This window comes from Parasaccharibacter sp. TMW 2.1884 (assembly GCF_023337695.1).
In the GTDB taxonomy this organism is placed as follows: Bacteria; Pseudomonadota; Alphaproteobacteria; order Acetobacterales; family Acetobacteraceae; genus Bombella; species Bombella apis.
This window is the reverse complement of the sequence record NZ_QORR01000001.1, coordinates 352264-376006: the sequence shown is the minus strand read 5'-3', so window position 1 is coordinate 376006 and position 23743 is coordinate 352264. Positions and strand designations below refer to the sequence as shown.

The following is a 23743-nucleotide window of genomic DNA, read 5'->3' as shown; positions in this document are numbered from 1 at the left end:
TCGGTGATATAGTGGGGGCATGCGTTATCGATCTACCCGCGGCACACTGGATGCCGCTGCCCCCGACTTTTCCGATATTCTGCTCAGCGGTCTGGCTGGTGATGGCGGGCTCTACATGCCCGATCACTGGCCGCATATCCCCCGCGAGACCCTGACAGGCTGGCGCACCCTCTCCTATGCCGACCTTGCGGCAGAGGTCATCGGCCTGTTCACCGAGGGCAGCATAGACCGTGACACACTCCGTACCATGGCGCACGACGTCTACGGACAATTCGACCACGCCGCCGTAGCACCGCTGGTGGAAGTGGAGGATGGTCTCTTTTCGCTGGAGCTGTTCCACGGCCCGACGCTCGCCTTCAAGGACATGGCCATGCAGATGCTTGGCCGCCTCTTCGAACATGTACTGAAACAGCGCAACCACCATGTGACCATTGTCGGTGCCACATCGGGCGATACAGGATCCGCCGCCATCGAGGCCTTCCGTGGCCGGGAACATGTGTCCATCGTCATTCTCCATCCCCATGGCCGGACGTCGGAAGTCCAGCGCCGCCAGATGACCACAGTGCTGGAGGACAACGTCCTCAACATCGCCGTGGAAGGCGACTTTGATGACTGTCAGGACATGGTCAAAGCCATGTTCGCCGATGAATCCTTCCGTACGGACTGCGCCCTCTCCGCCGTCAACTCCATCAACTGGGCCCGCATTGCAGCCCAGATTCCCTATTATGTCCGCTCCGCCCTCGCTCTTGGTGGGCCGGACCGCCCGGTTTCCTTCGCCGTGCCAACCGGCAACTTCGGCAACATCCTGGCCGCCTGGGTGGCCAGCCAGATGGGGCTGCCTGTCGATCATCTCTGTGTCGGCTCCAACCGGAACGACATCCTGACCCGCTTCCTTCTGAACAACGACATGACGAAGCGGCAGGTGGAGCCGAGCCTCTCCCCCTCCATGGACATTCAGGTTTCGTCCAACTTCGAGCGTCTGCTGTTCGAGATGCTGGGCCGTGATCCCAACCGCTGCCGTGCCATCATGGAAGAATTCCGGCAGACGGGCTGCATGGCCGTGCCACATGACGCCTGGGAGCAGATCCGGGAAACTTTCCACGGCGTTGCCCTGAGTGACGAGCAGACGACCGCCACGATGAAGGCACTTTACGCTGAAAGCCATTATCTGGCAGACCCTCACTCCGCCATCGGCTTGGCAGCGGGGCGGCGCTTCCGTGAAGCAGGCGTGCCGATGGTGGCCGCCGCCACGGCCCACCCGGCCAAGTTCCCCGATGCCGTAAAGAAAGCAACCGGCATCCATCCGGAGTTGCCGCCGCATCTGGCAGACCTCTTCTCCCGCAAGGAACGTTATGAGGTTCTTCCCAACGACCTCGAAAAGGTCAAAGCGGCTGTCCGGGCGCATCGCGGACGCTGAGTCCTGCGCTGGCTGCTACACATGGGCAAAAGGGGATGGCCCTGTCAGGCTGTCCCCTTTTCCGTCTGCCCCGTGAAAAACGGGGGGACTGGAAAAAGACTCCCGGCACCCCATATTGCAAACACTTTCCGCTTCTTCTCACATCATGGACACGCAGAACTGCATGAGCGAACAGATCAGACGTACGACTCTTGAAAATGGCCTCAACATCGTGACGGAACGGATGGAGCGTGTCGAAACCGTCTCGTTCGGAGCCTATGTGGCTGCTGGCACCCGCCATGAAAGCGAAGCCACCAATGGAGCAGCCCATTTTCTCGAGCATATGGCCTTCAAAGGAACAGGGCGTCGTTCTGCCATCCGCATTGCCGAGGAAATCGAAAATGTGGGCGGTTATCTCAACGCCTACACGGCCAGGGAGAATACAGCCTATTACGTCAAGCTGCTGAAGGATGATCTGCCCCTTGGCGTGGACCTCATCGGCGACATCCTCACCCACAGCACCTTTCTGCCAGAAGAAGTGGAGCGGGAACGTGGTGTCATCCTTCAGGAAATCGGTCAGGCGAATGATACGCCTGATGACATCGTCTTTGACCATTTCCAGGAATGTGCCTACCCCGATCAGCCCATGGGCCGCCCCATCCTTGGCACGGAAGATGGCATCGCCAGCATGAGCCGGGAGACGCTCATGGCCTACATGCATGAGCATTACAGCACGCAGAACATGGTCATCGCCGCAGCGGGCAATCTCCACCATGATGAGGTTGTCGACCTCGTCCGTACCCATTTTGCCGACCTGCCCACGCACACGCCACCACAGGCCGTACCGGGCCGGTATGTCGGCGGGATGAAGCAGACGGACCGCAAGCTGGACCAGGTCCACCTCCTGCTGGGTTTCCCCGCCCCCGGCTATCGGGAAAAAGGCTATTACAGTGCCATGATCCTCTCCACCCTGCTGGGAGGTGGCATGTCGTCCCGTCTGTTCCAGGAAATCCGGGAGCGGCGCGGGCTCGTCTACAGCGTCTACACCTTTGCCAGCCCCTTTGCGGACAGCGGCATGTTCGGCCTCTATGCCGGGACCGGGCCAGACAAGACGGACGAACTGATTCCTGCCGCCCTGACTGAGCTCAGCACCCTCCAGAAGGGAATCAGCAAGGAAGAACTGGACCGTGCCCGCACGCAGCTCAAGGCCTCGCTGCTCATGTCGCTGGAGAGCACAGGCAGCCGCTGTGCCCAGATCGCCCGCCAGATCCAGGTCCATGACCGCATCATTCCCACCAGCGACATGATCCGCAAGATCGATGCCGTAACGGAAGAGGACGTCCTGGCCATGGCCCGGACCATCTTCAACGGGGCTCCGACGCTGACCACCATGGGACCAGCCCGCAACATCCCCGGGCCAGATGCCATCCACACCGCACTGAAATCCGCATGACCGATCTGCTCCCCCATCTTGAGGCCGCCCTGAAGTTTGCCCGCCAGCACGGTGCCGACCATGCCGATGCGGTCATGCTCCGTGGCCGGAGCCGCTCCGCCATGATCCGGCAGGGTCAGGCGGAAGGCCTCCGCCATGCGGAGAGCCTGTCCCTCGGGCTGCGTGTCTTCCATCAGGGCCGTGTGGCCACGGTCTCCGGCAATGACGTAACGCCGGAAGCCCTCTCACAGCTTGCAGAACGGGCCTGTGCCATGGCCAGGGTCGTTCCTCCATCCCCTGATGACGGTCTGGCAGACGAACCGCTCATGCCTGTTCCTGCCAGCACGATTGCAAAGCTCGACCTGCTCGACCCCTCTGGCACGCCGGATACGCCGGCCCTGCTGGACAGAGCCCGTGAGATGGAAGACGCAGCCCTCTCACATGCAGGCATCACCAACAGCAGTGGTGCCTCAACCAGCACGACCCTTCAGGACATCGCCCTGGCCACCAGTGCCGGCTTTGCCGGCCAGTATCAGCGCAGCGGCCACAGCTGTGGCGTCAGCGTCCTGGCGGGAACAGGAACAGGGATGCAACGGGATTATGCCCTGCACAGTGCCGTGCATCAGACCGACCTAGAAAATCCTGCCCGGCTGGGCCATGAGGCGGCCCGCCGTGCCCTTGCCCGGCTGAACCCTACCCGCCCCAGAACGGGCCTCTATCCGGTCCTGTTCGACCCCCGCGTGTCCGGCTCCCTGCTGGGGCATCTCGCTGGGGCGATCAATGGATCCGCCATCGTGCAGGGGACTTCCTTCCTCAAGGACAGGCTGGATGAAGCGGTATTTGGGTCTGGCGTCACCATCACCGATGACCCGACCCTGCCCCGTCTTGCCGGTTCCCGCCCCTTTGATGGTGAGGGCACGGCCTGCCTGCCGCTGGACCTTGTGAAAGACGGGCAGCTTCGCCACTGGCTGCTGGACAGCCGCTGTGCCCGCAGGCTGGGTCTGCCCGCCAGCAATGGCCGGGCCAACCGGACCAGCGGGGGCAATGTCCACCCCGGTCCGTCCAACCTGTTCCTTCATGCGGGCACCCACTCCCCTGAAGAACTGAGACGTGATATCAGGGAGGGTGTGCTCATCACCGAACTGATGGGCAACGCCATCAACATGCTGACAGGCGATTACAGCCGGGGCGGTTCAGGCTTCATGATCCGCAATGGCGAGATTGCCGAGCCTGTATCAGGCATCACGGTGGCAGGTAATCTGCTTGACATGTTTGCGCGGCTCATCCCCGCCAATGACCTCAACCTGATGACGGGCCATCACGCCCCAACCATCCGTATTGACCAGATGAGTCTTGCTGGAGACTGACCAGATTATGCGTATTCGTCTTTTCCCCCTCGCAGCGGCAGCCCTGTGCCTGCCACTCTTTGCCCTTGCTCCGGCTGCCGATGCCAGAGCTGGCATGGGGTCTTCCCTGGGCAGCCGGGGCTCCCGCACCTATAGCCCCCCGCCCCGCACCAGCCTCACCCCCAACTGGACCCGGCCCATGGACCGCAGCATGACGCCCCGCACGCCGTCCTATGCCTCTCCGGCACCGGAGAGCGGCTTCAGTCGGCCAAACTTCGGCAACAGCATGCGACCACCCTTTGCCATGCGGCACCCCTTTCTGACCGGGCTGGCTGGTGGCTTCCTTGGGGCCGGGCTGTTCGGAATGCTGAGCGGGCATGGCTTCTTCAGCGGTTTCAGCGGGGGCGGTGGGTCCTTCTTCGGCTTCCTCATTCAGGTGCTGGTCGTTGCCTTCATCATCAATTTCCTCATCAAACTCTGGCGGAAACGGTCTTCCAACAACACCATGTCCAGCAATGCAGGTGGCTCTGGCCTGTTTGGTGCAGCCGGTGGCGCTTCCTCCCCCTTCACCAGCCAGCCGCAGCAGGCTCCTTCGCAGGGCGTGACCCTGACGCCTGATGATTACAGCACCTTCCAGCAGTTGCTGATAAACGTACAGGCTGCCTGGAGCGCACAGGACATGATGTCCCTCCAGCGCATGGCGACGCCTGAAATGGTCAGTTACTTCAACAACCAGCTTTCCGAGCTGACAAGCCGTGGTGCCCGCAACATCGTCTCTGATATCCAGTTCCTGCGGGGTGACCTTGCCGAAGCCTGGCGGGAAGGCACAATCACCTACGCCACCGTGGCCCTGCAATATTCCGCCATTGATGTCACGACCGACAGCATGGGCAATGTTCTGGACGGCAGCAAAACCGAACGCCAGACCATCACGGAACTCTGGACCTTCCTCCGTGCCGATGGCCGGGGTAACTGGATCCTCTCCGCCATCCAGCAGGCCGGGTGACCACTCCCCTGGGCGAGAGGCAGCCACCCTGCCTCTCAGCCGCCCTCACCTGAATGAAAAAACCCCGCTTGCCTGAACCTTTCATGGACAGGCAGGCGGGGTTTTTCTTTCCCATCTACGAGAAGACGTTACAGTCGGTACAAAGCCACCACGAACAGGGCCAGCGTGAAAAAGGAAAGCCCGAGAACGATGCCGAAGAGACGGCCCTGGCGGCGGGAAGGAGTGTTATGATCGCTCATGCCAGAAGAACCCTGTCAATCAGAAGGCCACAGAAGAGGAAGAACAGATAGGCCAGTGAATAGCGAAACGCATGACGGGCCGGTTTATCTTTCGTCAGGCTGTTCCCCTTCTCATCCTGTCTGTCGAACAGGACCCGCAGGCCGTAATAGATGAAACCGAGGTCCAGCAGGCTGGCACAGACCGTGTAGAACCAGCCACACTGCCCTGCCACGCTCGGCACGAGAGACACGGCCCCCAGAATGAAAGTGTAGATGACGATCTGCCAGCGTGTATGGCGTGCGCCCTTCACGACCGGCAGCATGGGGATGCCCGCACTCTCGTAATCCTTGCACGCATAAAGGGAGAGCGACCAGAAATGCGGAGGCGTCCACAGAAAGACGATGGCGAACATCACCACCGGCAGCACGTCCAGCGATCCCATCGTCGCTGCCCAACCGATCATGGGGGGAAAAGCTCCGGCTGCACCGCCAATCACGATGTTCTGCGGCGTGCTGCGCTTGAGCCACATGGTGTAGATCACACCATAAAAAAAGATGGAAAAAGCCAGAATCCCTGCCGCCAGCAGGTTGGTCGCCAACCAGAGCAGCACAACGGAGGCTACCGACAGCACAACCGCATAAACCAACGCACTCGTTGGTTCGACCCGCCCTCCGGGAACAGGACGAACGCGGGTCCGCTTCATGATCGCATCAATGTCACGATCATACCACATGTTGATGGCACCCGCCGCACCGGCCCCGATGCAGATGCAGGCAATGATGACCAGCCCGACAGGTACGGACGGCCATTTCGGCGCTACAGCCATGCCCGCCAACCCGGTGAAGACCACAAGTGAAATCACTCGTGGTTTGAGCAGCGCCACCCAATCTTGCAGAGCCGTATCACCAGCATGTCCCTCGACACGCAGCGCCCCCAGAAAACGGGCCAGTGGAGAGGCCGAAAGACCGGATGATGCCTGCATGGAAAAACACCTTACTCTTCAGGAAAAAGCCCCATTGTCCCCTGGGTCCGCTCTACCAGCAGGCCATACCAGACCATTCCGGCAGACAGGGCGAACATGAGCAGACTGCAGCCCATCAACAGCACGGCAGGCACGATCAACTGCGGCAGAATGGAACAGAGCGCCCCGACAAACGTGATGAAAGCATGAATCATGCCAAAAATGGAAAAAGATCGCCCCCACCGTGCCAGTCTGGCCCCGCACCAGCCATAGAAAGCTGCACTGAGAGCAAGAAGGCTGCCGAACATCACAAGCTGATGCCCTGCCGCCCCCAGAACGAAGGCCCCCGGCGGCACCCCCTGTATGCCCCAGACTGGTTCGGTCAGCATGGCGGCCCAGCCAGCAAGCAGCAATACAAGCCCACCGGAAGCCCAGGCCGCCACTGGCCCCGATGGCAGGGCAGTACGCCATATATCCCTGGCAAAGGCTACGAGAAGAACCAGACAGGGAACCCCTAGCCCGATGCTCAATCCAGCACTGTAAACCGATGACGGAAACCCGCCGAAGAGATGGTCAGCCCAGAGCAGAACAGGCACCACACCCATGACGCCAAACGCATGGGGAGCACAGCGGGGTACCCACCCCTGCTTCTTCTGCCCGGGCAGAAGAGCAGCCATGATGATGCCAAGCGAAGGCACGCTCAGCAGGGTCATTTCCACACTGCCACGCAGAACCGTCAGAAGGGCTTCAGGCCCGGCACCAGCCAGACCACTCCGCAGCAGAAAAGCCAGCAGAACGGGAGCGATGATGAGCACAGACAGAGCATTGGCCAGAAACGCCCAGACCAGCGGCGGACAATCACGGAAGGGGATGGACCGCATCTCCAGAACCGTGGCCAGCACATTGAAAGCCAGCGCCAGCACGCCAATGCTCCAGAGAGCCAGCCCGACAAACGGCATGACCGGCAGCAGAAAGGCACCTACAGCCAGCACGCCAAAACCGGTACGGACCGCAAACGGCAGAGCCATGCCCTCGCCTTTCAGCAGGTCCGGCAGGAACCAGCGGGCCATCCCGCCCAGAAAAGCCGGGCATACAACATAAAATGTCATCAGCACGGCATGGGACACAACGACACCAGGAGACGGATGCACATGCAGGAAAGGCAACCCCATGGCGCCCCCCAACATGCCAGCAAACAACGCCAGCAGAAAAAACGCCCCACCGCTTCTCCCATGACGGGATGAAGATACTGTCTGAAATAACGGCCTTGAAGTCACTCTATTCCGCCAGCCTGTTGCCACCATGAAACATCTGCCTTGCTCGAAGGCAGATGGATTTCCCCTACTTAGTCTTCTCAGGCGGCAATGTCACGAGGGTGAACAGACCCGCCGGAGGGACGGGCACGATGGTCGCCCGGGCCATATCCTCCGGTGGAAGCAGGGATTCAATGGCAAAATCAGGATGCCAGCCCAGCGCACGGGAGGCCCGGGCCATGACCTTCTCCACCTTCAGCCGAAGGCCCCCACGGGCAAGGAAATGGTTGACAAAAAGGATGTGTCCCCCCGGTTTCACCACCCTCTTCAACTCTGCCAGAAGCAGGTCCGGATGAGGCACGACAGAGGCCACGAACATGCCGACGGCGATATCAAAGCTGTTATCGGCAAAGGTGGTATGTTCGGCGTCCATCACCATAAGTTCATCAACATTACGGAGACCTTCCCTCTTCACACGCTCCCGGGCAAGGGCCAGCATGTCTTCCGAGAGGTCGATTCCTGTAATGCGTTTGTCGGACCTGTAGGAAGGAAGGGCCAGCCCGGTTCCAACTCCCACCTCCAGCACACGCGTGCCCGGAAGCGCATTGACAGCCGCCACGGCCCGCCGTCGCCCGAAAGCAGATACACCGCCAAAAACCTTGTCGTACATGCGGGCCCAACGGCGATAGGCATCACGTACGCTGTCAGCATCGAGGGAAGAACGGGGTTTAAGGGAAGACACCATGAAAATGCAGCCTCAACTGTCTGCCCCCAACAAAGCGGGGAGCATTATCGCTACTGATACCGATCAGTCCGCCCCTTTCTTGCCCCCCAACGCCCTTGGCTGACAAGGTATTCTGACGATATTATGCGAAAAAATTTGGTCTACCTGTCCAGAACAGAACCAGAACTCATGACTGGATCACACGATGAAGCATCTCGATCTCATATTGGCCCTTCTCTGCCTGTTTTTCTGGGTGGCCCTTTATGTTGTCTATTACCATGAAAGACTGTTTCCATGGCTCATCAACAGGTTCAGCCGGGACAGACCATCCAGGGACCTGAAGGTGGAAAATGGATATTTCTCTGATGGCGTACCCATTCCATTCCGGGACAATCTCTATCCTTCCGACCCTGAAAAAGATGCCAGGGCAGAGGACGGCTCCACATCACCGGAAGAGCCTCCCCACGAGACCGTAACACGGAAAACGGACCAGACACCAAACAGGTGAAAGGCCTGACCATAGGGCCAGGCCGCTTCCATGTTTCCTTTCAGGAAAGACGGGCCTCGATGCAGTCCCAGATCATCCCGGCACTGTTGATGCCATCAAAACGGTCCAGTTCCTGTAGGCCCGTCGGGGAGGTGACGTTGATCTCCGTCAGCCAGTTCCCGATCACGTCAATCCCCGTGAAAATGAGGCCATGTTCCTTCAGGTACGGACCAATGGTCCGGCAGATTTCCATGTCACGGTCCGTCAGTTCCACACGCTCGGCACGGCCGCCGACATGCATGTTGGACCGGGCATCACCCTGCGCAGGAACACGGTTGATTGCCCCGATCGGCTCGCCATCCACAAGGATGATGCGCTTGTCCCCCAGCCGCACGGCAGGCTCATAACGCTGCACCATCAGCGGTTCACGGGAGCGGGAGAAGTGCATCTCCAGCAGGGAGGAGAAATTCTCGTCATCCTCCTTCACCCGGAAGATGCCCGCTCCGCCATTGCCATAAAGCGGCTTCAGGATGATGTCCCTGTGCTTCTGCCGGAAAGCGGCAATCGCCTCCCGGTCCCACGTCACCAGCGTTGGCGGCATGAGTTGGGGAAAATGCGTGACCAGCAGCTTCTCCGGTGCATTGCGTACGGATACCGGATCATTCACCACGAGGGCCTGCCCCTCGCCCGTGCCATGAACATGCTCCAGCATGTGGGTGGCCGTGATGTAGCCCATGTCGAAAGGCGGGTCCTGCCGCATGAGCACGACATCACATGAGCCGATGTCCAGAACCTCCTCCGGGCCAAAGGCAGCATGATCGCCTTTCTTCCGCTGTACGGTCACCCTGCGGCTCCGGGCCTGAAGACGGCCTGCCGTGCCCTTTCCTTCCAGCAGGGACAGGGTGGTGGGGTGATAGACATGCAGCTCGTGCCCACGACGCTGGGCTTCCAGCATCAGGGCAAAGGTGGAATCACCATCGATGTTGATATCTTCCAGCGGGTCCATCTGCACGGCAACACGCCGCCGGGAGGAAGAGGACTGGACCATAAGAATAACTCCGCAAAAGCAGTTCAGGACCGAACGGTTTCTTTCAGGCCCCCACCATATCAGGCCGGGTCTGGATAGGCGATGGACAGCACTTCCACAAGGACAGGGCCGGATGGTGTCTGCATGGTGACCTCGTCATGCACGGCAGCTTTCATGAGAGCACGGGCCACCGGAGCCTGCAGGCTGACCTCCCCATGCTCCAGCCGGGACTCATCCACGCCAAGGATCGTCACGGTATAATGACGGTCCTCCTCATCCGCATAGCAGACTGTGGCGCCGAAGAAGACACGGTTCCGGTTGGTCTGGGCTGCCGGGTCCACAATCACGGCCTGATCCAGCCGTTTCGTCAGGAACCGGATGCGCCGGTCGATCTCCCGCAGGCGGCGTTTGCCATACTGGTAGTCCGCATTCTCCGAACGGTCGCCATTACTCGCCGCCCATGAGACGACCTCCACGACCTGCGGCCGCTCCTTCTGGGTCAGCTCTTTCAGCTCAGCCCGCATCCGGGCCGCACCCTGTGGGGAAAGATAACGGTGCAGGGCAATCTTCTCGGCGGCCATGCGGCGTCAGCCTTCCGCCGGACGACGTGAGACATCAGCACGGAAGCGGATCATGCCACCAAGGCTCTGCCCCGGTGCCAGCACATGCACGCCACGCCCGGCGATCTCCGGCCTGTTGAGGGCATCCGTCATGCTCGTGACCGGCTCGATGGCCACATAGCCCTCCTCCGGCTGGGAGAAGACCACCAGATGCGAGAAAATCCGGTCCGCCTCCACCGTCAGGTCTGGCAGACCCCCGGGCTGCTCCAGCCGAGCCTGACCGGCAAACCCGGCAAACCCGTTATCCAGCTTCAGCTCCCCAAGGGCCTGCCCTTTCGAAAAATCCCACTCACCTTCGCAGGATTTTTTTTCGGTCGGCAGGCCGTGACCGTCCGTCAGCCAGACCGAGTCGGCTGCGAATTTCAGGCGGGATTTGGCCTCTGAATGGAAGAAAGGATGGAACCCCAGACCGACCGGCTGATCGACCGTATCGCTGTTCCGGATCACGATGGAGACATGCAGCCCGTCCGCCCGCAGCTCGTAGGACATGACGGCCCGATAGGCATAGGGCCATTCCCCCCGACCGGCTTCATCATCAGAAGGCGTGTGATCGAAAGTCAGGATGGCGTGACTGTCCGTTCTGTGCGCCACCTGCCATTCATGCTCCCAGCCATTGCCATGGATGGGATGCGGGCAGCCCTCCATGTTGGGGACAAGCCTGTGCTCCTCTCCCCCGAAGGCAAAATGGCCGTCTGCAATCCTGTTGACATAGGGCAGCAGAGGATAGGCCCCCACGGCCACGCCCTTCTGGTTCCGCAGGGCCGGATTGGCGACCGGACGGAGCATGTCATGCCCCTGCACCTGCCACTGGCCAAGGGCAGCCCCCGTCTCCGGCAGGATGGTCAGGCTCTGCCCGTCTCTCTTGAGTTCCAGCATGGTCAGTCCTTCTTTTTCCGTCTGGTCGTCTTGCGTTGTCTGGCCTGCGAAGCTGCCGGGGCCGGAGCAATGAGGCCAATGTCGCTGGCCTCCCGCCGGTGAATCTCGTCCCGCAGGGCGGCGGCCTGTTCAAAGTCCAGCTCAGCTGCTGCTTCACGCATTTTCTTGCGCAGATCGTCAATGGTGAGCTGTGGATCAGACTCCGGCGGGGCTTCCTTGCCCGCCAGCTCTTCCTGAAAGAGCGTGTCGCTGATGCGGCTGCGGACCGTCTGCGGCGTGATGCCGTGCGCCTCGTTCCAGGCCATCTGCTTTTCCCGGCGGCGGGCCGTTTCCTCGATGGCGTAACGCAGGCTGTCCGTCTCCTTGTCCGCATAGAGCAGGACACGGCCATTCACGTTGCGAGCGGCTCGGCCGATCGTCTGCACAAGAGAGGTGCGGGACCGCAGGAAGCCTTCCTTGTCCGCATCGAGAATCGCCACAAGGGCACATTCGGGAATATCCAGCCCTTCCCGCAGCAGGTTGATGCCCACAAGAACATCAAAGGCCCCCAGCCGCAGGTCCCGGATGATCTCCATGCGCTCCAGCGTATCAATGTCGGAATGGAGATACCGCACTTTCACGCCATGTTCGGAAAGATATTCCGTCAGGTCCTCAGCCATGCGCTTGGTCAGGGTCGTGACGAGGACACGGCCATTCTCGGCAATGGTCGCCCTGGCCTCATGCAGCAGGTCGTCCACCTGCCCTTCCACGGGTCGGATGATGGTGATGGGGTCTGTCAGGCCGGTCGGACGGATGATCTGCTCGGCAAACACGCCTTCCGTCTGTTCCATCTCCCACGGCCCCGGCGTGGCGGACACGAAGATGCTCTGCGGCCGGAAGGCATCCCACTCCGAAAAAGACAGGGGCCGGTTATCCAGACAGGAGGGAAGACGGAACCCGAAATCTGCCAGCGTTTCCTTGCGGGCACGGTCCCCCCGTTCCATCCCGCCAATCTGGGGCACACCGACATGGCTTTCATCCACGATCAGCAGGGCATCTTCCGGCAGATACTCAAAGAGGGTTGGCGGCGGATCACCGGGACGGCGACCTGAAAGATAGCGGGAGTAGTTCTCAATTCCCTTGCAGACGCCTGTCGTTTCCAGCATTTCCAGATCAAAATTGGTCCGTTGAAGGATGCGTTCTTCCTCCAGCGGCTTTCCCTTGTCCCTGAAATACTGGATGCGGTCCTGCAGTTCATCCTTGATGCTGACCATCGCCTGATTGAGCGTGGGGCGGGGCGTCACATAATGGGAGCTGGCATAGAGGCTGACCTCTTCCAGATCAGCCGTCTTCTCCCCCGTCAGCGGGTCGAATTCGGTGATGCTTTCCACCTCATCCCCGAAGAGCATGACACGCCACGCCCTGTCCTCGTTCTGGATGGGGAAAATGTCCACCTGCTCCCCCCGCACCCGGAATGACCCACGCTCGAAGGCCAGATCATTCCGCTGGTATTGCAGCTCCACCAGATGGCGGATCAGGTCGTCCCGATCGATGATCTCCCCCGGCACGAGGCGGATTTTCATGCGGGCATAGGATTCGGGCGAGCCGATACCATAAATGCAGGACACGGAGGCCACGATGATGACATCGTTCCTTTCCAGCAGGGCCTGCGTGGCAGCATGGCGCATCCGGTCTATGCGCTCGTTGCGCTGGCTGTCCTTCTCGATGAAGGTATCCGAGCGGGGCACATAGGCTTCCGGCTGATAGTAATCATAGTAGGAAACGAAATATTCCACCGCATTGTCGGGGAAGAACTGTTTCATCTCACTATAGAGCTGGGCCGCCAAGGTCTTGTTGGGAGCCATGATGAGCGTGGGCCGCTGCGCCGCCTCGATCACCTTGGCCATGGTGAAGGTCTTGCCCGACCCTGTCACACCCATCAGCACCTGATCCCGCTCCCCGGCCTGCAACCCGTCCAGCAGGGCGGCAATCGCCTGCGGCTGGTCCCCGGAGGGTTCGTAATCGGACTTCACGACAAACCGGTTGGTCTTCGGTTTGGCGGGCTGTTTTTCAGGGAAAAAATCCGTCTGACGGGGCGCGACCGGTTTTTTCTTTTTGCGGGACGACGAAGAAACTGCCATGGCCCCTAGATGGGAGCATGTTCCTGCCACCACAAGATGCCTCTGACGGAATAAATGGAGCCACCCGTTTCCGGCTGTTCATTCCTCATAAAAAGACTGGCAGTTTTTACAGGGTCGTTTACCATCACACCGCCTCTTCACTGCCCAATGAGGCTCCACTTCCACAAAAAGGTCAGAACCTTATGGATATCGAACAGATCGAGCAGAGCTACACGCAGTTCCGCAACACGGCGCAGCAGGCCTTCCAGCTGATTGACCGGCTGATCGGCCAGATGCAGGATGCCTCGCAGAATGGCAACACACAGGCCGGGGAATGGGCTGCGAGCCTCCAGCAGATTTCCTCCATCTTCCAGAATGGCCAGGGCCATGCCGGAGACCTCGTCGGCCAGCTGGCCGGTCTGGTGAGCCATCTCGGCGAGAAAAACGGGGGCGAAAGCTCCGGTGAGCAGAGCAGCGGCTTCGCCAGCTTCGGCAAGGCCCTCCAGCAGGACGTGATCCAGGAAATCGGCGGCAACCTGCTGAGCAAATTCTTCCGCTGACAGTTCCCTGCCCACCCTGACAGGCAAGGCCGGACCGGTAGGCTCACCCGTCCGGCCTTTCCTTCATCTGGTGGGCTGGACCTGCGCCTTCCGCAGGGCGTCCTTCTGCCGGGCCGCCAGAACATCCACATTGAAATCCTGCGTCAGCTCCATGAAGAGCCGGTGCCAGTTCACCCGTGCTCCCAGCCGCAGGAAGGCACTGCCCAGCCCGATGGCCGAGCGGTCCAGCATGACGAATTCCCGTGGCAGAGTGATGCCGCCCGTGCGCTTCAGCCCGTCATAGACATGCTCCAGCACCCGGCGGGCCTCCTGCGGGTTGTTGCTCTCTTCCACGTTGCAGATTTCATCCGTCATGAGAGGACGATAGAAGAAGCGTGCCCACTCATTGAGCACGGCGGCCCGCTCCCGTGAAATGTCCCTGAAGCCCCAGTCATGATAGGCCTCGTAGGCCCGTTCCTCATCGCCATCCCGCAGGGCATCGAAGAGAGACAGGACACCACCGACAAACCGGGGCGAGAAAATGCGTACGGAACCGAAATCCAGCAGATTCAGCCCACCATCCTGCCGCACGGTGAAATTGCCCATATGCGGGTCACCATGCACGACGCCATAATGATAGACGGGCCTGTACCAGGCCTTGAACAGCGCAACCGCAATGGCGTTGCGCTCTTCCTGCGGGAGCTGTTCCTCCAGCACGGCCTTCATGGAGCGGCCCCCCACCCAGTCCATCGTCAGCAGCCGTTCCGTGACCAGCCCGGGTACGGGAGCAGGCACGGTAACTTCCGGCACGTCCGCCAGCATGAGCCTGTAGAGCCGCAGGTGGCTGGCCTCCCGTGTGTAGTCCAGCTCTTCCCGCATCCGTTCGGCCAGTTCGGCATAGACCTCATCCTGCCGGATGGCATTGCCCACGAGGCTGAACACGCCCAGACCCCGCTTCAGCTGCCGGAGGTCCTGCTCCATGGCTCCCGCCATGCCGGGATATTGCAGCTTGCAGGCCACCTCCCGCCCGTCGGCCAGAGCCGCACGATGCACCTGCCCCAGTGACGCCGCCGCCACGGCCTCATGGCTGAAAGACCGGAAGCGGGATTCCCACCCCGCCCCCAGCTCGGCCCTCATCCGCCGCTGGACGAAGTTCCATCCCATTGGCGGCGCATTGGCCTGGAGATGGGCCAGCTCCTCGGCATAGTCATCAGGCAGGGCACCGGGAATGGTCGAGAGAAGCTGGGCAGCCTTCATCATCGGGCCTTTCAGGTTGCCCAGAACGGCCCGCAGCTCCTCCGCATGGCTGGTCGTGTTGCTCCGCAGGCCCAGCTTGTGCCCGGCCATGCGGGCCGCAACACCCCCCACCATGCTGGAGGCCCGGAACATGCGCTGCATGTTATCGACAAAGCCCGTCCTGTCGATGTCACGTTCACGTGCCATGATCTCAACCCTTACCTGTTGCCCTGTCAGGCAGTGTGCCAGCCTGCATGGCGTGCAGGCCGGCTTTCATCCTCATGCAGCCGGTTCAACCTCAAGCTGGTCGATCAGCCCGGAAATGACATCCAGACCACGGTTCCAGAAGGACGGATCACCGGCATTCAGCCCGAACGGTGCGAGCAGCTCCTGATGGCGCAACGTGCCACCAGCGGCAAGCATCTCCTTGTATTTTTCCGCAAAGCCTGCCGGGCTGTCCTGATACACGCCATAAAGCGCATTCACCAGACAGTCGCCAAAGGCATAGGCGTACACGTAGAAGGGCGAGTGGATGAAATGCGGAATGTATGACCAGTAGAGGTCATAATCCGGGGTGAAGCTGAAGGCCGGGCCAAGGCTGCGTGTCTGCACGTCCCGCCAGATTTCACCAAGACGCTCGGCAGGGATTTCGCCCCTGCGGCGTTCATCATGCACCTGCACCTCGAACTGGTAGAAGGCGATCTGCCGCACGACCGTGTTCAGCATGTCCTCCACCTTGGAGGCCAGCAGATGATGACGGCGTTTCGGATCACTCTCCGCATCCAGCAGGGACTGGAAGGTCAGCATCTCCCCGAAGACAGAGGCCGTCTCGGCCAGCGTCAGCGGCGTGTCGGAACGGAGATAGCCCTGCTTCTTCCCGGCCAGCATCTGATGGATGCCGTGCCCCATCTCATGGGCCAGCGTCATGACGTCACGGGGACGGCCATGATAGTTCATCAGCAGGTAAGGATGCACGGAGGGCACGACCGGATGGGCAAACGCCCCGGAAGACTTGCCCGGTACGGCTGCCGCATCGATCCACGGGCTGTTGAGGAACGTGCTGGCATGGCGGCCCATCTCCTCATCAAAATCCTGATAGGCACGCTGGACGATCGCCTTGCCCTCATCCCAGCTCAGCCGCCTGTCCTGCACATCGGGCAGCGGGGCATTGCGGTCCCAGTGTTCCAGCTTGTCCAGCCCCAGCCAGCGGGCCTTCATGCCGTAATAACGGTGGGAGAGACGGGAGAAGGACGACTGCACGGCATCCACCAGCGCATCCACCACCTCGTCTTCCACCATGTTCGCCCGGTTGCGACTGCTGACAGGCCGGGGGTAACCCCGCATGGTATCAATCGTGGCCTTGTCCTTGGCCAGCGTGTTGGTGATGCCCACCAGCAGCTTGTTGTTGGCTGCCAGCGTGGCACTGATGGCCCTGGCCGCCCCTTCCCGCTTTTTCCGGTCGCTGTCCGTCATGTAATTGAACACGTCGCCCAGCGGCTGCTCTTTCCCCTCGAAGGAGACCATCAGCCCGGCCATGGTCTCGTCAAACAGCCGCACCCACGCATTCCGGCCAGAGACGGCCATGTCCATCAGAACACGCTCAACCTCATCGGAAAGCTGATAGGGGCGGAAGACCCGCAGGTCCCGCAGATAAGGCTTCCATGAGGCCAGCTCCGCATTCTCGCTGAAGCCTTTTTCAAGGGCTGCATCATCCAGCCGGTTCAGCTCCAGCGGGAAGAACAGCAGGAAAGCTGAAATGGCGGTCAGACGTTCCCGCACGCTCTGGGCGAAACGGCCACAGGCAGGGTCGGTCGTGTGGGCTGCAAAGAGAAGCTGGGAATAGGAACCGATCTTCCCCAGCCCTTCCTCGATCACCTCATAACCCTGGAGGGCATGGGCCAGATCGGCCGGAGAGGCCTTGCCCAGCGTACCCTTCCAGCGGCTTTCAAATGTCCGGGCCTCATGGTCCAGCCGGACGAAATCCGATTCAATGGCCGGGTCCTCCGGGGAGGCATAGAGGTCGGAAAGGTCCCAGCGGGGGGCAGCCACGGGCGCAGCCGCCTCACCTTCCGGGGCGGAAACCTGCCTGCCTTCCGGCAGACGGGCAAAGGAGCGTGTCTTGAGAAATGATGTCATCATCCCTGCAGACTAGCCAAGCGAGGAGGCTGTGAAAACTCTCTTTTCTGTCACGGTCCATCCTCCAGCCCCGCAGCCCTGCCCGGGTGGCCCCTGTCAGGCTGACAGGCTTCTGAGATCGGCCTCCTCATACCCGATGATGCGGGCATAATCCTTCGGCACGACATGCCAGAATTTCGGCAGAACCTCCTCCCAGTGGTGAAGAAGATCCGCCGCATAGGCACTGCCCGTCTCACGCTCGTGCCGCTCCACGAGGCCCCGCAGCTCATCTTTCCACCGTCTGGCCGTCACGGGCTGGCACATGACCGTGTCGTGATTCACCCGTTTCGGGAAATCGCCATCACGGTCCAGCACATAGGCCGTACCACCCGTGAAGCCTGCCCCGAAATTGTCCCCGGCCTTGCCCAGAACAGCGACCGTACCGCCTGTCATGTATTCGCAGCCATTGGAGCCACAGCCTTCCACCACGGCCACGGCACCGGAGTTCCGCACGGCGAACCGTTCCCCGGCCTGCCCGGCGGCAAAGAGTGCTCCCGCCGTCGCACCATAAAGCACCGTGTTGCCGATGATGGAATTCTTCTCCGTGGCGCAGGGTGTCGCACTGCTGGGCCGCAGCACCAGAGTGGCCCCGGAGAGGCCCTTGCCGACATAATCGTTGGCATCACCTTCCACCTCGATGCGCAGCCCCTGTACGGCGAAAGCCCCAAGGGACTGACCGGCAGACCCACGCAGGGAGAGCGTCAGATGCCCTTCCGGCAGGCTGGCCATGCCGAAGCGACGGGTGATGAGGGATGACAGCCTCGTCCCCACCGCACGATGCGTGTTGCGGACGATATAGTGCAGATGCAGCTTCTCCCGCCGCTCGAACAGCGGCTGCGCATCAGCGATGATCTGTGCATCCAGCGTGTCCGGGACCTCATTGCGGCCCTCCAGCGTGCAGTGACGGGCAAAGCCACCCGTATCCGCCTGCACCAGCAGGGCGTTGAGGTCCAGATCATCCAGATAATCCGAGCCACGATAGACCTGATGGAGCAGGTCCGTCCGGCCGATGATCTCCTCAAGGGAGCGGTATCCCAGACGGGCCAGAATGTTGCGGACATCCTCGGCGATCAGCGTGAAAAGGTTGATGACCTTCTCCGGCGTGCCCTCGAACTTCTTCCGCAGCTCCTCATCCTGCACGCAGACACCGACAGGGCAGGTATTGGTATGGCACTGCCGCACCATGATGCAGCCCATCGCCACAAGAGCCGCCGTACCGATGCCGAACTCCTCGGCCCCCAGCATGGCGGCGATCACCACGTCACGCCCGGTCTTGATTCCACCATCAACGCGCAGCTTCAGCCGATGACGCAGACGGTTGAGCATCAGCACCTGATGGGTCTCGCTCAGCCCCATTTCCCACGGCAGGCCGGCATAATAGATGGAAGACTGGGCACTGGCCCCCGTCCCACCGGAATGGCCGGAGATCAGGATGGCATCAGCCTTGGCCTTGGCCACACCGGCGGCAATGGTCCCGATGCCCGTCCGGGCCACGAGCTTCACCGTCACGGTCGCCTCCGGATTGATCTGCTTGAGGTCGTAGATCAGCTGGGCAAGGTCCTCGATGGAATAGATGTCATGATGCGGCGGCGGCGAGATCAGCGTGACGCCCGGCGTGGCATGACGGAGACGGGCGATCAGCTCCGTGACCTTGAAGCCCGGAAGCTGGCCTCCCTCACCCGGCTTGGCCCCCTGTGCGACCTTGATCTCCAGCTCCCGGCAATTGTTGAGATATTCCGCCGTCACGCCGAAGCGGCCGGACGCCACCTGTTTGATGGCCGAGGACGCATTGTCCCCGTTGGGCCGTGGTGTGGCCCGGGCCGGGTCCTCGCCTCCCTCGCCGGAATCGGACTTCGCCCCGATGCGGTTCATGGCGATGGCCAGCGTCTCATGCGCTTCCGGACTCAGCGCACCGAGGGAGATGCCCGGGGCAACCAGCCTGCGGCGGATCTGGGTGATGCCTTCCACGTCATCCACGTCAATGGACCGTGCGCTGGAACGGAAATCCAGCAGATCACGCAGGGCGACCGGCTCCTGCGCCTCCAGAGCGTCCGCATAACGGCGGAAGAGCCTGTAGCTGCTGGCCTGCACCGCCGTCTGAAGCATGTGGACCGCACTGGCCGAAAAGGAGTGGGCCTCCCCACCCGGGCGGATCTTGTACCGCCCCCCGATGGGCAGCGGAGACACGTTGGCGGGCTGCCATGCCTGCCTGTGCGCCTTGATGACGTTCCGGGCGATACCGGGCAGGCCGATGCCCGAAATGCGGGACGCCATGCCGGGGAAGAACTCGGCCACAAGCGCACGGGAGAGGCCGATCGCCTCGAAATTGTACCCGCCACGATAGGCCGAGACGACCGAAATCCCCGCCTTGGACATGATCTTGAGCAGCCCCTTGTCCACGGCCTTGCGGTACTGCTCCATGGCCTGCCGCAGGGTCATCTTTCCGAACAGCCCCCGCTGGAGACGATCGGCAATGCTCTGCTGGGCCAGCCACGGATTGACCGTGGAGGCCCCCACTCCGACCATCACGGCGAGGCTGTGCACGTCCAGCACATCGGAGGCCCGGACATTCACGGAGGTGAAGGTCCGCAGGCTGTGATTGGTGAGATGGACATGCACGGCCGCCACGGCCAGCACCATGGGAACCGCCACGCGGTCCTCCGTGGCGTGTTCATCGGTCAGAAAGAGATGGGCACAGCCCCCCCGCACGGCATCCTCGGCCTTCTGGCATATCTGCGTCAGGGCCGCCCGCATCCCGTCCTCGCCCTCGGCCAGCGGGAAGGTACAGTCGATGACCTCACCCTGCCTGCCGCACATCTCCTGAAGACGGCTGAATTCGCCATTCGTCAGGATGGGGCTGGAAAGCTGGAGAAGCTGGCACTGGCCCGCTTCCTCGGCAAGGATGTTGCCCAGATTACCCAGCCTCGTCACCAGGCTCATGGCCCGTGTTTCCCGCAGGCTGTCGATCGGCGGATTCGTCACCTGGCTGAATCCCTGCCGGAAATAGTGGGACAGCCCCCGATAATGCCGGGACAGCACCTGAAGCGGCGTGTCATCCCCCATGGAGGCCAGAGCCTCGCTGCCATTCTCCACCATCGGCTGGAGCGTGGCCTCCATGTCCTCATAGGTCAGGTTGACGGCCAGCTGGCGACGGCGCAGCGTCTCCGCATCAATGCCGTCCGGTTCCGTCACCCGAGCCATCAGCGGCCCGACATCCTCGATGCCGTCCCTGATCCAGCTTTCATAATCCTGCCGGTTGATAAGCATGTCCAGCACGTCATCCGGCGTGTAGAAACGGGCTTCATCAAGGTCCAGCGCAAGGGTCTGCCCCGGCCCGAGCCGCCCACGCAGGGCGATGGCCTCATCCGGCACACGCACCATGCCCGTCTCGGACCCGACGATCAGCAGCCCGTCCTTCGTGATGCTGTAGCGCAGCGGCCGCAGACCGGCCCTGTCCAGACCGGCGATGATCCAGCGGCCATCCGTCCCGCACAGGGCCGCCGGACCGTCCCACGGCTCGATGACGGCATTGCAGTAGCGGTAAAATGCCTTGGCCCGGGCGGACAGGGAAGAATTCGCCCCCGCCGCTGCCGGGATCAGCAGGGCCTTGGCCGATGGTGCCGTCCGTCCAGCGAAGGTCAGAAGCTCGAAGACATTGTCCAGAGCGGCCGTGTCGGACCCCGCCACCTGCACGACCGGCTTGAGGGCCTCCATGTAGTCATCCAGCACCGGGCTGCTCAGCCGTGTCTCATGCGCCCGCATCCAGTTGACGTTGCCGGAGAGCGTGTTGATCTCCCCGTTATGGGCGATCTTGCGGAAAGGCTGGGCGAGCTTCCATTTCGGGAAGGTGTTGGTGGAATAACGCTGATGATAGATGGCAAAACGGGAGACAAACCGTTCATCCAGCAGGTCCGGGTAAAAATCCGTCAGGTTTTCCGCCAGAAACATGCCCTTGTAGATGAGGGAGCGGCAGGACAGGGAGCAGATGTACAGCTCCACCTGTGCCCGTGTCGCCTCCTGCTCGATCCGACGACGGATGACATAGAGGTCCCGTTCCAGCGTTTCCTCATCACGCCCCAGCGTGTTGCGGATCATGATCTGCTCAATCTCGGGGCGGGTCTCGTTGGCCTTCTCGCCAATGCAGGCCGTATCAATCGGCACCTGACGCCAGCCATAGATGCCATAGCCGAACCGCAGGATTTCCGTCTCGATGATCTGGCGGCAGCGTTCCTGCGCTCCCAGGTCCGTGCGGGGCAGGAAGACCATCCCGACGGAGATGCGTCCCTCGATCCGCAGGTCACCCGCATTATGGATGGCATCCTCAAAGAAATTCTGCGGGATTTCCACATGGATGCCAGCCCCGTCCCCCGTCTTGCCATCAGCATCGACGGCACCACGGTGCCAGATGTTGCCCAGGGCCTCGATGCCCGCCTGCACCACGGCACGGCTGGGCCTGCCATCCATCGCCGCCACAAGCCCCACACCACAGGCATCATGCTCCTGCGCCGGGTCATACAGCCCTTCCAGCCGTTCAACATTGGCCTGATAGGCCTTCACGAAGTCCCGTGCCGTTTCCGGAGCGGATGTCATGGTCGTGGTTTCGTTCATGGTGGTCATCAGGCACACTCCCCGACAGATGTTGCGGTCCGGGCAGCCCCGGCAGACAGATGGTTCATTATGGCGTCAGCGGCGTCCCGCCCGTCCCGGATGGCCCAGACGACGAGGCTCGCCCCCCGGACGATGTCCCCACCGGCAAAGACCCCCGGCAGGCTGGTTTCATGCCCGCTGCCGGAGACCTCCAGCGTGCCCCACCGTGTCACGGCAAGGTCGGGCCGGTTCCAGAGGTCCGGCAGGTCTTCCGGCTCGAACCCCAGCGCACAGATGACCAGATCGGCTTTCAGTTCACGAGTCGATTCCGTCGGCTCCACGGCCCGGCGGCCCGCCGCATCAGCTGCCCCGAGGCGCATCTCCCGCAGGCGGACGGCCTTCACCCTGTCATCGCCAAGGAAGGCCTCCGGTGTCAGCATCCACTCAAAGCGGGCTCCCTCTTCCTCCGCATTGAGAACCTCCTGACGGGAGCCGGGCATGTTGTCACGGTCCCGACGATAGGCGCAGACCACTTCCTTCGCCCCCTGCCGGATGGCCGTGCGGACGCAGTCCATGGCGGTATCACCGCCCCCCAGCACCACGACACGTTTGCCTTTCGCTGTCAGGCCAGCAGTCTCATGCTCCGTCTGGGAGGCCTTGAGGTAAGGAAGGGCCTCCACCACGTTGGCCAGACCGGCCCCCGGCCCCTTCACCTGCCGGGCACGATACACACCCGTGGCCAGAAACACGGCATCATGCCGCTGACGCAGTTCCTCCAGAGGCAGAGCACCATCGCCATGCCCGACGGACTGCCCCAGGTGGAAGATGATTCCCTGTTCCTCCAGCAGCTTCCAGCGACGTTCCACGACGCTCTTGTCCAGCTTGAAGCCCGGAATCCCGTACATCAGCAGCCCGCCGGGTTTTTCCTGCCGTTCATAGACGTGCACCTCATGCCCTGCGGCCCGCAGACGCTCGGCACAGGCAAGACCGGCCGGGCCGGACCCGACAATCCCCACGCTCTGCCCTGTTTCCTCGGCGGGCAGACGGGGCAGGACCCAGCCTTCCGCAAAGGCCGTCTCGGTAACATACCGCTCCACGGCCCCGATGGTCACGCTGCTGAAACCCGGACGGATGACGCAGTTCCCTTCACAGAGGCGGTCCTGCGGGCAGATGCGGCCACAGATTTCCGGAAAGCTGTTGGTGCTGGAGGAAAGTTCATAGGCTTCCTTCAGCCGCCCTTCCGTCGTCAGGCGCAGCCATTCGGGAATGACATTGCCCAGCGGGCAGTGGACCGTGCAGTACGGAATCCCACACTGGGAACAGCGTGACGCCTGCTCCTGCGCCCTCTGAGGGCTGAACCCGGCGTAAATCTCGCCAAAATCCTTCCGTCTCTCGGCAGCCGAGCGTTTGTCCGGGAGTTTCTGGGAGCAGTTTACGAACCGCAGCATCTGTTCAGCCATTATGACATCAATCCCCGTCTTGCCTGCACCGTGAAGCGCAGAATGGTCCTTGTCGCCCCAGCACTAAACAGCTCAGCCATAAAAGACCAGACAGCACCGCTTACCTAATGAGTGTCATAACATCCTGAAAATGCGCATGATTGTCATTTTCATTTTACAAAATAAGTCCGAAACGGACCTATTATCACCCTGACATCATTCCATTCGTTTTTTTTCAAAAGGATGCATTTTCCTCATTGACGTCCCCCCTCCTGCGCCGTAAAAGCATCTTCAACAGAGCTGAGGCGGCTTCCTCACGGA

At 61.5% G+C, this 23743-nt stretch carries 17 protein-coding genes; 6 read left to right on the top strand and 11 right to left on the bottom strand.

Translation table 11 applies throughout. The annotated features are described in order from the left end of the window. Positions 1-19 precede the first annotated feature (19 nt). The 4 genes from thrC (at position 20) to DTI93_RS01645 (ending at position 5180) form a co-directional block, all read left to right on the top strand. Entirely contained in the window at positions 20-1417 is a 1398-nt protein-coding gene (thrC, locus tag DTI93_RS01660) for a threonine synthase (RefSeq protein WP_043560577.1), read from the top strand. 163 nt (positions 1418-1580) lie between these two features. Then, the gene (locus tag DTI93_RS01655) at positions 1581-2849 is read left to right on the top strand and encodes a pitrilysin family protein (RefSeq protein ID WP_249079444.1); all 1269 of its coding nucleotides are present in this window, start codon (positions 1581-1583) and stop codon (positions 2847-2849) included. Continuing rightward, positions 2846-4195 (top strand): TldD/PmbA family protein, encoded by a 1350-nt coding sequence (locus DTI93_RS01650; protein ID WP_249079443.1) that lies wholly within the window; start codon positions 2846-2848, stop codon positions 4193-4195. The genes DTI93_RS01655 and DTI93_RS01650 overlap by 4 nt, the downstream gene beginning before the upstream one ends. 7 nt (positions 4196-4202) lie before the next feature. Continuing rightward, a complete protein-coding gene (locus tag DTI93_RS01645) occupies positions 4203-5180 on the top strand; it encodes a TIM44-like domain-containing protein (RefSeq protein WP_043560579.1) in 978 nt (325 codons plus the stop codon). Positions 5181-5415: 235 nt separating this feature from the next. On the opposite strand, the gene DTI93_RS01640 is transcribed toward DTI93_RS01645, so the two are convergent. The 3 genes from DTI93_RS01640 to DTI93_RS01630 all read right to left on the bottom strand — a co-directional run bounded on the left by DTI93_RS01640 (position 5416) and on the right by DTI93_RS01630 (position 8358). Continuing rightward, positions 5416-6381 carry a heme o synthase gene (locus DTI93_RS01640; protein WP_249079441.1) on the bottom strand — a complete coding sequence of 322 codons (966 nt, stop codon included), beginning with the start codon at positions 6379-6381 and terminating at the stop codon, positions 5416-5418. An 11-nt stretch (positions 6382-6392) separates the two neighbouring features. Continuing rightward, on the bottom strand, positions 6393-7532 hold the full coding sequence (locus DTI93_RS01635) for a hypothetical protein (RefSeq protein WP_249079439.1): 1140 nt from the start codon (positions 7530-7532) through the stop codon (positions 6393-6395). A 169-nt stretch (positions 7533-7701) separates the two neighbouring features. Beyond that, positions 7702-8358, bottom strand: coding sequence for a class I SAM-dependent methyltransferase (locus DTI93_RS01630; protein ID WP_103765432.1), 657 nt, complete (start codon positions 8356-8358; stop codon positions 7702-7704). A gap of 184 nt (positions 8359-8542) precedes the next feature. On the opposite strand from DTI93_RS01630, the gene DTI93_RS01625 reads away from it, so the two are divergent. Further along, a complete protein-coding gene (locus tag DTI93_RS01625; RefSeq protein ID WP_249079438.1) occupies positions 8543-8845 on the top strand; it encodes a hypothetical protein in 303 nt (100 codons plus the stop codon). A gap of 40 nt (positions 8846-8885) precedes the next feature. On the opposite strand, the gene gshB is transcribed toward DTI93_RS01625, so the two are convergent. From gshB to uvrB, 4 genes are read right to left on the bottom strand one after another with little or no spacing between them, the layout of a single operon-like run. Then, a complete protein-coding gene (gene gshB, locus DTI93_RS01620) occupies positions 8886-9872 on the bottom strand; it encodes a glutathione synthase (protein WP_249079436.1) in 987 nt (328 codons plus the stop codon). Positions 9873-9931: 59 nt separating this feature from the next. Then, a complete protein-coding gene (gene greB / locus DTI93_RS01615) occupies positions 9932-10432 on the bottom strand; it encodes a transcription elongation factor GreB (protein ID WP_043560592.1) in 501 nt (166 codons plus the stop codon). A 6-nt stretch (positions 10433-10438) separates the two neighbouring features. Then, a complete protein-coding gene (locus DTI93_RS01610; RefSeq protein ID WP_249079434.1) occupies positions 10439-11347 on the bottom strand; it encodes an aldose 1-epimerase in 909 nt (302 codons plus the stop codon). Between the two features lie 2 nt (positions 11348-11349). Then, positions 11350-13467, bottom strand: a complete 2118-nt coding sequence (gene uvrB, locus DTI93_RS01605; protein WP_052349096.1) for an excinuclease ABC subunit UvrB — start codon at positions 13465-13467, stop codon at positions 11350-11352. 182 nt (positions 13468-13649) lie between these two features. On the opposite strand from uvrB, the gene DTI93_RS01600 reads away from it, so the two are divergent. Beyond that, complete coding sequence (locus DTI93_RS01600; RefSeq protein ID WP_249079432.1) at positions 13650-14006, top strand: hypothetical protein; 357 nt, start codon at positions 13650-13652, stop codon at positions 14004-14006. Between the two features lie 63 nt (positions 14007-14069). Here DTI93_RS01600 and DTI93_RS01595 read toward each other — a convergent pair whose 3' ends face one another. From DTI93_RS01595 to DTI93_RS01580, 4 genes are all read right to left on the bottom strand, one after another. Continuing rightward, positions 14070-15428 carry an AarF/ABC1/UbiB kinase family protein gene (locus DTI93_RS01595; RefSeq protein ID WP_249079431.1) on the bottom strand — a complete coding sequence of 453 codons (1359 nt, stop codon included), beginning with the start codon at positions 15426-15428 and terminating at the stop codon, positions 14070-14072. A 72-nt stretch (positions 15429-15500) separates the two neighbouring features. Next, a complete protein-coding gene (locus DTI93_RS01590) occupies positions 15501-17360 on the bottom strand; it encodes a M3 family oligoendopeptidase (protein ID WP_249079428.1) in 1860 nt (619 codons plus the stop codon). Between the two features lie 93 nt (positions 17361-17453). Then, positions 17454-22013: a glutamate synthase large subunit gene (gltB, locus tag DTI93_RS01585; protein ID WP_408902092.1), complete on the bottom strand. Its 4560-nt coding sequence runs from the start codon at positions 22011-22013 to the stop codon at positions 17454-17456. Then, on the bottom strand, positions 22013-23443 hold the full coding sequence (locus tag DTI93_RS01580; protein ID WP_249079426.1) for an NAD(P)-dependent oxidoreductase: 1431 nt from the start codon (positions 23441-23443) through the stop codon (positions 22013-22015). Before DTI93_RS01580 ends, gltB begins: the two co-directional genes overlap by 1 nt. Positions 23444-23743 lie beyond the last annotated feature (300 nt).

What these genes read in the sequence shown, in the direction of transcription:
- thrC (WP_043560577.1), top strand. Translation starts at nt 20, where the DNA reads ATGCGTTATCGATCTACCCGCGGCACACTGGATGCCGCTGCCCCCGAC.
- DTI93_RS01655 (WP_249079444.1), top strand. Translation starts at nt 1,581, where the DNA reads ATGAGCGAACAGATCAGACGTACGACTCTTGAAAATGGCCTCAACATC.
- DTI93_RS01650 (WP_249079443.1), top strand. Translation starts at nt 2,846, where the DNA reads ATGACCGATCTGCTCCCCCATCTTGAGGCCGCCCTGAAGTTTGCCCGC.
- DTI93_RS01645 (WP_043560579.1), top strand. Translation starts at nt 4,203, where the DNA reads ATGCGTATTCGTCTTTTCCCCCTCGCAGCGGCAGCCCTGTGCCTGCCA.
- DTI93_RS01640 (WP_249079441.1), bottom strand. Translation starts at nt 6,381, where the DNA reads ATGCAGGCATCATCCGGTCTTTCGGCCTCTCCACTGGCCCGTTTTCTG.
- DTI93_RS01635 (WP_249079439.1), bottom strand. Translation starts at nt 7,532, where the DNA reads ATGGGGTTGCCTTTCCTGCATGTGCATCCGTCTCCTGGTGTCGTTGTG.
- DTI93_RS01630 (WP_103765432.1), bottom strand. Translation starts at nt 8,358, where the DNA reads ATGGTGTCTTCCCTTAAACCCCGTTCTTCCCTCGATGCTGACAGCGTA.
- DTI93_RS01625 (WP_249079438.1), top strand. Translation starts at nt 8,543, where the DNA reads ATGAAGCATCTCGATCTCATATTGGCCCTTCTCTGCCTGTTTTTCTGG.
- gshB (WP_249079436.1), bottom strand. Translation starts at nt 9,872, where the DNA reads ATGGTCCAGTCCTCTTCCTCCCGGCGGCGTGTTGCCGTGCAGATGGAC.
- greB (WP_043560592.1), bottom strand. Translation starts at nt 10,432, where the DNA reads ATGGCCGCCGAGAAGATTGCCCTGCACCGTTATCTTTCCCCACAGGGT.
- DTI93_RS01610 (WP_249079434.1), bottom strand. Translation starts at nt 11,347, where the DNA reads ATGCTGGAACTCAAGAGAGACGGGCAGAGCCTGACCATCCTGCCGGAG.
- uvrB (WP_052349096.1), bottom strand. Translation starts at nt 13,467, where the DNA reads ATGGCAGTTTCTTCGTCGTCCCGCAAAAAGAAAAAACCGGTCGCGCCC.
- DTI93_RS01600 (WP_249079432.1), top strand. Translation starts at nt 13,650, where the DNA reads ATGGATATCGAACAGATCGAGCAGAGCTACACGCAGTTCCGCAACACG.
- DTI93_RS01595 (WP_249079431.1), bottom strand. Translation starts at nt 15,428, where the DNA reads ATGGCACGTGAACGTGACATCGACAGGACGGGCTTTGTCGATAACATG.
- DTI93_RS01590 (WP_249079428.1), bottom strand. Translation starts at nt 17,360, where the DNA reads ATGATGACATCATTTCTCAAGACACGCTCCTTTGCCCGTCTGCCGGAA.
- gltB (WP_408902092.1), bottom strand. Translation starts at nt 22,013, where the DNA reads ATGACCACCATGAACGAAACCACGACCATGACATCCGCTCCGGAAACG.
- DTI93_RS01580 (WP_249079426.1), bottom strand. Translation starts at nt 23,443, where the DNA reads ATGGCTGAACAGATGCTGCGGTTCGTAAACTGCTCCCAGAAACTCCCG.